Origin of the sequence: Sphingobium chungbukense (assembly GCF_001005725.1) — a bacterium.
Classification (GTDB): domain Bacteria; phylum Pseudomonadota; class Alphaproteobacteria; order Sphingomonadales; family Sphingomonadaceae; genus Sphingobium; species Sphingobium chungbukense.
The window spans coordinates 540,302-550,239 of the sequence record NZ_LBIC01000005.1; the positions used below are offsets into that span (position 1 = coordinate 540,302).

Below are 9,938 nucleotides of genomic sequence, written 5' to 3' on the forward strand. Positions count from 1 at the left end.
CCATGCCGATCTCCGACCATGTCGCCCAGATCGCCATTTTCGTTTCCTTTTATGGCGCGCTGGGCATGGCGGCGCTGTTGCTGTTCCTTGTCATCCGTCGCGATCGAGCGGAGCGGGGCGAGGCGCAACGGGCCGCCCTGATCAAGGCTCTGATCCGCGAGATCATGGGTGGCGGGGAAGATGCACTGGCCAGCCCGGCCTTTCGCCGCGCGCGCACCGCCGACAAGCTGGCGGCGATTGGCCGCATGATCCAGTTGTTGCGTGGGGAGGATCGGAACAGGCTGATCGCGCTGGTGGAACGCGACGGCCTGTTGAAGAAGGCATTGCGCCGGACTCACAGTTCGCGACGCCGGGCCCAGGTGGACGCGATGCGCATGTTGGGCAGTATTGGCGGGACGCAAGCCGTCGAGGCGCTGATGGCCGTGCTGCATGAGGACCCCCATATCGATACCCGCCTGGAAGCCGCCTCGCTTCTGGCGCAGCTCGACGCCTTGCCCGCGCCGGAGAGTCTGATCGCGGATCTTTCGTTGCATGAAGCGCGGATCACGCCCCTGCATCGCACATTGTTCCGATTGATTGCGGTCAGCCATCCCGTTGAATTGCTGGCCCTCGGCCATTCCAGGCAATTACAGCCCGCCGTCCGCGCCTTGGTCATCGATGCGCTGGGGTGGACGGAGAATTTCGCGGCGTTGCCGTTGCTGGCGGCGGCGGCGGTCGATCCCCATCCGCCGGTGCGGCTTGCCGCGCTCGATTCCGCGACCCGGCTCGGCCATCCAGGCAGCGCGGGATGGATCATCCGCCTGCTGGACGATCCGGAACATCCGGTGCGTTCGCGCGCCATTCGAGCCTGCCAGATCATGAAGCTGTCCGCTGCCGTGCCGCTGCTGGCGGCGATGCGGAACGACCCTTCGCCCTGGGTGCGACTGCGCGCGCAGCAGGCGGTGCAGATGTTGCAGGTGGCGGCATGATGGACCGCATGCTTTCGGGGGCGGCCGATGTCGGCGTCGCGACACTGATCGCCATCGGCCTGCTTTGCTTCGTCGTCGTGACGGTCCGCAATCTGGTATCGACGATCCAGCTGCTGCTGGCGGCCCGTATCTTCGTCACGCGGATCAAGCCGGCCAGCCGGTCCTACGATCTGTGGACCCGCTATGCCGATCTGGCGCTACCGGTGTCGGTGATCGCACCCTGTTATAATGAGGAGCTGTCGATCGCGGACAGCGTGCGTGCGCTGTTGACGCTGGAATATCCCGATCATGAGGTGATATTGGTCAATGACGGTTCCAGCGATCGCACGCTGGCCGTGCTGATCGAGGAATTCGACCTGCGCCCGATCGAGCGGGAGCAATTGGCCGAGCTTCAGAAAACGCGGATCAACGGCATTTACGGGTCGGTACGCTACCCCAATCTGATCCTGGTCGACAAGCAGAACGGACGGAAAGCCGACGCCGTCAATGCCGGGCTGGGCTTTGCCGCCGCTCCGCTGGTGTGCGTGATCGACGCGGATTCGATCATCGAACCGGACGGCCTGCTGCGTGCCGCGGAACCCTTCATGACCGATGACGGATCGCTGATGGCGGTGGGCGGCGCGATCCGCATCGTCAACGGATCGGTGGTGGCGGGCGGTCATGTGCGCGAAATCCGCCTGCCGGGCAAATGGCTGCCGCGCTACCAGATACTGGAATATCTGCGCGCCTTCCTGACGGCGCGGATCGCCAATGCGCGGCTGGACATGCTGATGCTGATATCGGGTGCCTTCGGCATGTTCCGCCGGGCGACGCTGGTCGATATCGGCGGTTATCGCCACGATACGGTGGGTGAGGATCTGGAGGTCGTGACCCGTATCCATCGCCGCATGCGGGAGGAGAAGAAGCCTTATCGCATCGATTTCGTGCCGGAGATCGTCTGCTGGACCGACGCGCCGGAAAGCTGGACGGGCCTGCGCAACCAACGGGCCCGCTGGGAACAGGGGGCGCTGGAGACGATCGTGGAGCATCGGCGCATGCTCGGCAATCCGCGCTATGGCCGGGTCGGCCTTGTCAGCATGCCGCTGATCGTGATCGAGGATGTGCTGGGGCCGCCCTGCGAGCTGTTCGGCTATCTGCTCATTCCGCTGCTCTGGCTGATGGGGGTGGAATCCGGAACGGTGGTGCTTGCCTTCTTCTCGCTGACGGTGCTGTTCGGCACGGCGCTCAGCCTGGGCACATTGGCGCTGGAGGAAGTGCAGTTGCGCCGCACGCCGCGGGCGCGCGACCTGGCGATGATCGGGATCGCCGCCGTCGTCGAAAATCTGGGCTACCGGCAGGCCAATCTGGTCTTCCGGCTCCATGGCATGTGGCGTTTCATCCGCAAGGACAACCGATGGGCCGCCGCCGGCCGTTCGGCCTTCGTGCGGCAATGAGGACGGTGCTCTTTTTCCTACTGGCGACGGCTGCGCCGCCCATGCTGGCCGGATGGCACCGCTTCGTCCGTTTCCGCGTCCATGGCTGGGACGAAGGCAGCAGGGAGACATCCGATGGATAGGAACGCGGACGGTCCGTCTCCCCCCTGGATGCCGGAAATGCTGGCACTTCAGGTGGCTGTGGCGGAATCCTTCGCCGATTTCCAGCAGATCATCGACGAAGTGGCCCGCCGCGCGTTGCGCATCATCCCTCTTGCGACAGGCGCCATTGTCGAGATGCGCGACGGCGAGGAAGTGGTCTATCGTGCCGCCAGCGGCACGTCGATCAGGCAGATCGGCCTGCGCCTGCGGTTGAGCGGCAGCCTGTCGGGGGTCTGCGTCGCGACGGGTGAAACCCAATTCTGCCACGACAGCGAAACCGATCCGCGCGTCGACCGCGATGCCTGCCGGAAGGTCGGCGTCCGATCCATGATGTTGGTGCCCTTGCCCTATCATGGCGAGACGGTCGGGGTGCTGAAGGTCTATTCCGATCAGTTGGCGGCCTTTTCCAGAGCCGATCTGGAGGTCGTGCGGCTGATGGCCGGCCCGATCGTCACCGGCTTTGCCAATGCTGCGCACAGCGATGCGGCGCGCCACTTCGCCGCGACCTTCGATCAGGCGGCGGTGGGCCTGGCCCATGCCTCGCCCGAGGGACGGTTCCTGCTCGTCAACGACCGGTTTTGCGAGATCGCGGGTTATGCGCGGGACGAACTGATCGGAACCGATTACCGGCAGATCACCCATCCCGCCGATTATGCGATCGATGCGCGACAGGTGGGCCGGCTGCTGCTGGGCGAGATCAGCGAATTCGCCCATGAAAAACGCTATGTCCGCAAGGATGGCGGCGTCGTGTGGATCAACATGACCGTGTCGCTGGTACGGGATTCAGGGGGCGCCCCCGATTTCTTCGTCTGCGTGGTCGAGGACATATCGGCGCGGCATTCGGCGGAGATGGCGAGCGCGGCCAAGACCGGGTTCCTCGCCAATATGAGCCATGAGATCCGCACGCCGATGAACGGCATATTGGGCTTTGCCGACCTGCTGATGGGTGCGAAGCTGCCGCCCGAACAGCATCATCAGGTGAAGATGATCGCGGATTCCGGCCGGGCGATGATGCGGCTGCTGAACGACATACTGGACCTGTCCAAGGTGGAGGCAGGGCAGATGGAGATCGCGCATGAACCCTTCGACCTGGTCCATGCCCTGGACGCCTGCCTCAATCTGGTGCGGGCGAGCGCGGAGCAGAAGGGACTCGATCTGATCCGCGACCTGGCCGGGGACCTGCCCCGGATGATGCTGGGCGACGGGTTGCGGCTGCGCCAGATCGTCCTCAACCTGCTGGGCAATGCGATCAAGTTCACCGCCATGGGTCATGTGGCGCTGCGCGTGCACCGGGATGGCGCGGACCGGCTGGTGCTGATGGTGGAGGACAGCGGTCCCGGTATCGCCCCGGAGCGGCAGGCCGCCATTTTCGAGAAGTTCGTGCAGGCGGATGCGACCACCGCGGCCCATTATGGCGGCAGCGGCCTTGGCCTGGCGATCAGCGCCCAACTGGTGACGCTGATGAAGGGGGAACTGACGCTCGACAGCCGGTTGGGGCAGGGGAGCCGCTTCACCCTGCGTCTGCCCTTCGAGCAGGCGGAGGAGGGGGCCGTGCCTGTCCCCGCCCTGCCGCCGGTCGAGGGTGCGGCAATGCATTTCGACGATCTGCGCGTGCTGGTGGCGGAGGATCATGATGTCAACCAGGAACTGGTGCGGGCCCTGTTGGACCGGATCGGGTGTAGGACAACGATCGTTCCCGACGGCGCGGAGGCCGTCGCAGCCGTGTTGCGGGCTCGGGAGGATGGGATGCCCTATGACATCATACTTATGGACATGCAGATGCCGGTGATGGGCGGCCTTGGCGCCGCGCGCACGATCCGCGGGCATGGCGTCACGGCCGAGGAACTGCCGATCCTGGCATTGACCGCCAATGCCTTTGGCGAGGATGCGCATGCTTCGCTGCATGCCGGCATGCAGGCCCATCTGACCAAGCCGATCCGGTTGGCCGAGCTTCGCGACGCGCTGGCGACATGGCTGCCGATGAAGACCGTGCGGGAAAGTCCGGCGGCCTTCGACCCGATCACCGAACGGCTGAGCGAACGCTTTCGCGAGCGGAAAGAGCAAACGTGCACCATATTGACGGCATTGCTGGATCAGCCGGCGCCTTCCCGCCAGGCATTGAAAGAAGCGGAAGAAGAATTGCACAAGATTGCCGGAACGGCGGGGATGTTCGGGGAGGTCCTGCTAGGGAGCGTGGCGGAGGCGGCCGAACAGGCGTTGAGGGAGAGGGGAGCGATGGATACCGTCATCGCAGGTAAGATCAGGGAGGTGATCGGGCTTTGCGGTTCCCCCGCTTGATCGGACGCATAGCCCCCATTCGGCATGACGGATCCGTTATGGGGTTACGACTTTCCCTGAACGGATATATTCTGGGTTCCCGGATTGGAGCCAGAGGCATGACCAACGAACCGTCCTCCCCGGTCTGCTATGCGACCGATGCAACCGATGCCTATATGGGCTATGCGGATCGTGACGAGATATTGTCGACGCTGAACATGCTGCTCGAAGCGGAACGGGCGGGCACCCGCGTGGCGCAGGGCAGCGGCAAATCGGCAACCCTGAGCGGCTATGCTCAACTGATGCGGGGCGTGCGCAAGGATGAGGCGCATTGGTGCGCCATGTTGACGCGCCAGATCCAGCGGCTGGGCGGAACGCCTTCGCGCAGGACAGGCGCCTTTCTGGACAAGGCGATGGCGATTCCAGCGCCGCTCGACCGGCTTGCCTTTCTCAACCGGGGGCAAGTCTGGGTGGTGCGGAAGCTGGACGAGTTGATGCCGCGGGTCCGGGACGCCGCGCTCCATGCGGACCTCAAGGATATGGCGGACAGGCATCGCGCGAATATCCGGTTGGCGGATGATTTTCTGGCACGATCGTCCGATGGCGCTTCAGGGTGAAAGCATCGCCATGATGGCCCGGCGTATCTGTTGCCGTCGGCGGGCCGGTTCATCGATATGGGCAAAGGCTTCCCGTCGCATCCGCCCCACCAGGAAACGCAGTGCCGCCCGGCTTGGCGGCTGTGCCGTGCCGATGCGGGCGACCAGAGCGGGGTAGGTCCACTTCATTTTCCGTTCCGTCCCGCGGAGATGTCGGGTTCGCTGGCGGAAATCCAAAGGAACAGCGCACCGCACAGGCCGCAGAGGGTGCTCAGCCGGACAAATTCGTTGCGGACCATGCCGCTCAGGAACAGGATCGACAGCAGGATCAGGATCATGATCGCAGCCCAACCATGATGATGCAGGCGGTCCGCGCTGATCATCGCCAGCCAACAGAGGAGCCCAGCGGTCAACGCGCTTCCGCCCACAAGGACAATGGATCGCAGGATGATGGCCATGACGAACATGGACGGCCTCCTCTTCTTCCGCTATTTATATCGTAATACGATATAAATGTCAAATGCCGGGTAGGCATGGCCCTGACCGCTCGGTAGTTGAGCAACCTTGGAGCGAGGCTTCGATCGAAGCGGAGGGTTCCCGAAACATGCGCATGCCCCTTTGTTGGGCTGCATATGATATATAATATCGTGGACGATTATTGAGGATGATGACGATGGAAGCCGCCGTCCTGGAGGATGAAGATTATGTGGCCCTGGCGGAATTCCGCTTCGCGCTGCGCCAGTTCCAGGCATTTAGCGGCGAGCGGGCGGCGCAGGTCGGCCTGACGCCGCAGCAGCATCAGGCATTGCTGGCGCTACGCGCCGCGCCACCGGAAGATGCGACGGTAGGGTTCGTGGCGCGGCGCCTGTTGCTGAAGCCGCATAGCGCGACGGGGCTGGTCGACCGGCTGGAAAAGTTGGGCTTGGTGACACGCCATTCCATTGCCGCCGATCGCCGCCGGTCACAGTTGCAGTTGACGCCGCACGCCCTGGAGTTGCTGGCCAGCTTGTCGGCAACGCACAGGGCCGAGATCAAGCGCCTTCGTCCACTGCTCCACGAATTGCTGGCCCGCTTCGCCTGATGTTCTTGCTGCGGGCGGTGCGATGGGAAACGTCCCGGCTTGCCGTGCGCGGGCCGCGTCCAGCAAAAGAACGAACTAAGCCTTTGGCAGTTCCCGATAAAATCAGGAATCGGCGAGAAAATCCGCTACACATGCGCCAAACGCGATTGGTTGTTCGACATTGGCGAGGTGAGCGGCCTTGAGCATGGCGAGGCGGGAGCCTGCGATGGCTGTTGCCAGAGCGTTGCTGTGGGTTGGCGGTGTTGCGGGGTCGTGCGTTGCGCCGATGACGAGGGTGGGGATTTGGATGAGGGCGACGGTGCGTCGCATGTCCATGTCGCGGATGGCGGCGCAGCAGCCGGCATAGCCCTGGGGGTCGGTGGCCTGGAGCATGGCGGCGATGGGGGCGATGGCATGCCGGCCGCTTTGGGCGAAGGCCTGGGTGAACCAGCGCTCGACCGAAGCCCTGGCGAGCGGGGCCATGCCCTGCCGGCGTACCAGGGCGATGCGCGCGTCCCAGGCGTCGGGCGGCCCCATGAAGCTGGAGGTATTGGCAAGGACCAGGCGGCGCAGCCGGTGCGGCTCGCGGATGCCGAGCCATTGCCCGACCATACCGCCCAGCGACAGGCCGCAAAAATCGACCGTCGCGATGTCGAGCGCATCGAGCAGTTCGATGACGTCGCGCCCCAGCCGGTCGATGGAATAGGCGCCCGCAGGGGCATCGGACGCGCCATGGCCGCGCTGGTCGTAGCGCAGCACCCGGAAGCGGTGGGCCCATTGCTCCATCTGCGGCGCCCACATGCCCATGTCGGTGCCCAGCGAGTTGGAGAGCAGGAGGATGGGAGCGCCTTCCGGCCCGTCGAAGCGCCAGGCGATGCGGCAGCCGTCGCCGGTGGTGATGAACGCCTTGTCCATCAGACCCGCTCCACCGCGGGCGCCGGCCCCCCATATGTCCCGATCTGCGGGTTCGGCTTGCCGGGATTGCCCGAGAACCCGAACCCGCCCGACATGATCATCATGCCGTCGAACGACAGTCCGTTCAGTGCGACCCGAGGGCTGTCGTGGATACAGGATGCCATGGAACGCCTCTTCCCGCTTCAGGCCGCAGCGCGGATGCGGGACGAGAAGCCCTCGTCGCTGGCGACGTCCGCCTTCTGGAGTTCGAAATCGAAGGCGATGGTGGCGGTGTCGCCCTGCCGGTTGGGAACGGGCAGCAGGCCATCGCGCGTGGCGAAGGCGAAATCGTCCGCGGCGAAGGGATCGTCGCCGAAGTTGATCTGCGTGGTCAGCGTGCGGTAGCCGGGCGCCTCGACGAAGAAATGGACATGGGCCGGACGGTTGCCGTGGCGGCCGAGCCCCTGCATCAGCCGGTCCGTGGCGCCCTGCGGCGGCACGCTGTAGCCGTTGGGCATCTTCGAATGGAAGGCGTAGCGCCCGTCGCTGCCGATGCGGATGCGGCGGCGGTTGTTGAAGGGGGTCTGTTCGCGGGTCGGGTCGAAATGCGAATACCAGCCCTGGCTGTTGGCGTGCCAGACATGCAGGATCGCGCCTTCGACGGGCGCGCCGTCCGGTCCCTTGATCGTGCCGCTCATGAAGAGCGTGCCGGTGTCGTCGGCATCGTCGGTCAGGTTGACGTCGCCCTCCACCAGCGGCGCGCCCGCGACATAGAGCGGCCCTTCGATGGTGCGCGGGGTGCCGCCGGTCCTGCCGGCCTGGGCATCCCGGGCGTCCATCAGCAGGTCCATGAAATGTTCCAGCCCCACGCCCGGCACGATCAGGCCGAACTCCGCCGCGCCGTTCTGGAAATAGTTGGATCGCGGCCCAGAACTCGCTCTCGCTCACCTCATGGCGCACGATCGTCTTCATCACCGCCTCGACCAGGTCGCGGGTGATCGCCTTGAAGCCGCTTGTCGCCGCCCTGCGCGTCGACGCCGCTGGCGCGGTCGAGCAGGGCCTGTACCGGCGCGGATGCAACAAAATCTTCAGTCATCATGCCTCTCCAAAGGGTTGAATATCAGCGATCATCGTCATGCAGCGAGGAGGGATGGCGGCAGAGCGCCGTCACCTTCACCTCCATGAAGGGATAAAGCGGCAGGCCGGTCAGCAGGTCGTGGAGCTGCGCGTTGCTCTCCACATCGAAGATGCTGACATTGCTGTACTGGCCCACGACCCGCCAGATATGGCGCCAGGTCCCGGCCCGTTGCAGCTCCTGGAAGCGCGCCTTCTCCGCCGCCTTCAACGCTTCGAACCGGGCTGGATCATAATCCAGCGGGACACGCACATCCATTTCGACTTTGAAGAGCATGGGTCAGGCCATCCGTGCAGAGGGGAGGGAAATGGTGGTGCGCGCCGCGTCCCGGCGCAGGAAGGCGATCCGTTCCTCGTCCAGCGTCACGCCCAGGCCCGGGCCGTCCGGCACGCCCAGGCCGTAATCGGCATAGTCGAGCGGCTCGGCCAATATCTCCTCGGTCAGCAGCAGAGGGCCGAACAGTTCGGTGCCGAACGGCAGGGTGGGGAAGGTCGCGAAGACATGGGCCGATGCCGCCGTGCCCACCGCCGCTTCCAGCATCGTGCCGCCATAGACGGCGATCCCCGCCGCCTGCGCGATCGCCTGCACGTCCTTCGCCGCGTACAGCCCGCCCGACTGTTCGATCTTGACGGCGAAGACGTCGGCGGCGGCGGCGGTCGCATAGTCATAGGCGCTGGCGGGGCCCTGCAATGCCTCGTCCGCCATGATCGGGATCGGCGAGCGGGCGGCGAGACGCGCCATGCCCGCGCGGTTATGGCGCATGATCGGTTGTTCGACCAGGTCGCAGCCGGCATCGGCCAGCATCGCGACGCCCTGGCGCGCCACCGTCTCGTCCCACGCCATGTTGACGTCGACCCGCACGCTGGCCCGGTCGCCCAGCGCCCGCTTGATCGCCGCGACATGAGCCACATCCTCGCCCAGCGGCCGCTTGCCGATCTTGAGCTTGAACGCATTGTGACGACGGGAAGCGAGCATCGCCTCGGCCTCCTCGATATCGCGCCCGGTATCGCCGCTCGCCAGCGTCCAGAGCACCGGCAGCCGGTCCCGCACCCGACCGCCCAGCAGTTCGCTCACCGGAACGCCCAGCCGCTTGCCCTGCGCATCGAGCAGCGCGGTCTCCACCGCGCATTTGGCAAAGTGATTGCCCACCACATGCTTCCCGATCACGCCCATCAGCGACGCGATCCGGGTCGCATCCCCAGAACGCAACAGGGGATCGAAATAACGATCGATGGCAAGCTTGATACCCTCAGGGCTCTCCGGCCCATAGCTCAGCCCCCCAATCGTCGTCGCCTCGCCAACCCCCTCAATCCCGTCGCTGCAATGAAGCCGCACTAGGCAAACAACCTGCGCTTCCATCGTCGCCATCGCCAAAACATGCGGACGAACCGTAGGCACTTCCAATATATTCGTCTCAATACCCGTGATCGTGAT

General features: G+C 65.0%; 11 protein-coding genes and 1 pseudogene. 5 read left to right on the forward strand and 7 right to left on the reverse strand.

Annotation, left to right across the window (positions count from 1 at the left end; genetic code table 11):
• Positions 1–2: 2 nt before the first annotated feature.
• The 4 genes from YP76_RS13410 to YP76_RS13425 all read left to right on the forward strand — a co-directional run bounded on the left by YP76_RS13410 (position 3) and on the right by YP76_RS13425 (position 5,436).
• Entirely contained in the window at positions 3–968 is a 966-nt protein-coding gene (locus YP76_RS13410; RefSeq protein ID WP_232307542.1) for a HEAT repeat domain-containing protein, read from the forward strand.
• Positions 965–2,401 carry a glycosyltransferase family 2 protein gene (locus tag YP76_RS13415; RefSeq protein ID WP_232307536.1) on the forward strand — a complete coding sequence of 479 codons (1,437 nt, stop codon included), beginning with the start codon at positions 965–967 and terminating at the stop codon, positions 2,399–2,401. Before YP76_RS13410 ends, YP76_RS13415 begins: the two co-directional genes overlap by 4 nt.
• A gap of 114 nt (positions 2,402–2,515) precedes the next feature.
• Positions 2,516–4,840 (forward strand): ATP-binding protein, encoded by a 2,325-nt coding sequence (locus tag YP76_RS26670; RefSeq protein WP_198147488.1) that lies wholly within the window; start codon positions 2,516–2,518, stop codon positions 4,838–4,840.
• Between the two features lie 98 nt (positions 4,841–4,938).
• The gene (locus YP76_RS13425) at positions 4,939–5,436 is read left to right on the forward strand and encodes a DUF6306 domain-containing protein (RefSeq protein WP_046764062.1); all 498 of its coding nucleotides are present in this window, start codon (positions 4,939–4,941) and stop codon (positions 5,434–5,436) included.
• Here the strand turns inward: YP76_RS13425 and YP76_RS27805 are convergent.
• Both YP76_RS27805 and YP76_RS13430 read right to left on the reverse strand, forming a co-directional pair.
• Positions 5,428–5,604 carry a hypothetical protein gene (locus tag YP76_RS27805; protein WP_157035778.1) on the reverse strand — a complete coding sequence of 59 codons (177 nt, stop codon included), beginning with the start codon at positions 5,602–5,604 and terminating at the stop codon, positions 5,428–5,430. The genes YP76_RS13425 and YP76_RS27805 overlap by 9 nt on opposite strands.
• Positions 5,601–5,882: a hypothetical protein gene (locus YP76_RS13430; RefSeq protein WP_046764063.1), complete on the reverse strand. Its 282-nt coding sequence runs from the start codon at positions 5,880–5,882 to the stop codon at positions 5,601–5,603. Before YP76_RS13430 ends, YP76_RS27805 begins: the two co-directional genes overlap by 4 nt.
• 200 nt (positions 5,883–6,082) lie before the next feature.
• Between YP76_RS13430 and YP76_RS13435 the strand changes: the two genes are divergently transcribed.
• Positions 6,083–6,496, forward strand: coding sequence for a MarR family winged helix-turn-helix transcriptional regulator (locus tag YP76_RS13435; RefSeq protein WP_046764149.1), 414 nt, complete (start codon positions 6,083–6,085; stop codon positions 6,494–6,496).
• A gap of 102 nt (positions 6,497–6,598) precedes the next feature.
• Here the strand turns inward: YP76_RS13435 and pcaD are convergent, their stop codons facing one another.
• The 5 genes and pseudogenes from pcaD to YP76_RS13455 form a co-directional block, all read right to left on the reverse strand.
• Complete coding sequence (gene pcaD, locus YP76_RS13440) at positions 6,599–7,390, reverse strand: 3-oxoadipate enol-lactonase (protein ID WP_198147489.1); 792 nt, start codon at positions 7,388–7,390, stop codon at positions 6,599–6,601.
• On the reverse strand, positions 7,390–7,554 hold the full coding sequence (locus tag YP76_RS29260) for a hypothetical protein (RefSeq protein ID WP_408640437.1): 165 nt from the start codon (positions 7,552–7,554) through the stop codon (positions 7,390–7,392). Before YP76_RS29260 ends, pcaD begins: the two co-directional genes overlap by 1 nt.
• Before the next feature lie 18 nt (positions 7,555–7,572).
• Positions 7,573–8,465 (reverse strand): annotated as a pseudogene (locus tag YP76_RS13445) (dioxygenase family protein).
• A 24-nt stretch (positions 8,466–8,489) separates the two neighbouring features.
• The gene (gene catC / locus YP76_RS13450; protein ID WP_046764065.1) at positions 8,490–8,780 is read right to left on the reverse strand and encodes a muconolactone Delta-isomerase; all 291 of its coding nucleotides are present in this window, start codon (positions 8,778–8,780) and stop codon (positions 8,490–8,492) included.
• Positions 8,781–8,783: 3 nt separating this feature from the next.
• Positions 8,784–9,938 carry a muconate/chloromuconate family cycloisomerase gene (locus tag YP76_RS13455; protein ID WP_084733150.1) on the reverse strand — a complete coding sequence of 385 codons (1,155 nt, stop codon included), beginning with the start codon at positions 9,936–9,938 and terminating at the stop codon, positions 8,784–8,786.

Coding starts and splice junctions, on each gene's coding strand:
- pcaD (WP_198147489.1), bottom strand. CDS start 7,390: ATGGACAAGGCGTTCATCACCACCGGCGACGGCTGCCGCATCGCCTGG.
- YP76_RS13425 (WP_046764062.1), top strand. CDS start 4,939: ATGACCAACGAACCGTCCTCCCCGGTCTGCTATGCGACCGATGCAACC.
- YP76_RS13410 (WP_232307542.1), top strand. CDS start 3: ATGCCGATCTCCGACCATGTCGCCCAGATCGCCATTTTCGTTTCCTTT.
- catC (WP_046764065.1), bottom strand. CDS start 8,780: ATGCTCTTCAAAGTCGAAATGGATGTGCGTGTCCCGCTGGATTATGAT.
- YP76_RS13415 (WP_232307536.1), top strand. CDS start 965: ATGATGGACCGCATGCTTTCGGGGGCGGCCGATGTCGGCGTCGCGACA.
- YP76_RS26670 (WP_198147488.1), top strand. CDS start 2,516: ATGGATAGGAACGCGGACGGTCCGTCTCCCCCCTGGATGCCGGAAATG.
- YP76_RS13430 (WP_046764063.1), bottom strand. CDS start 5,882: ATGTTCGTCATGGCCATCATCCTGCGATCCATTGTCCTTGTGGGCGGA.
- YP76_RS27805 (WP_157035778.1), bottom strand. CDS start 5,604: ATGAAGTGGACCTACCCCGCTCTGGTCGCCCGCATCGGCACGGCACAG.
- YP76_RS13435 (WP_046764149.1), top strand. CDS start 6,083: ATGACGATGGAAGCCGCCGTCCTGGAGGATGAAGATTATGTGGCCCTG.
- YP76_RS29260 (WP_408640437.1), bottom strand. CDS start 7,554: ATGGCATCCTGTATCCACGACAGCCCTCGGGTCGCACTGAACGGACTG.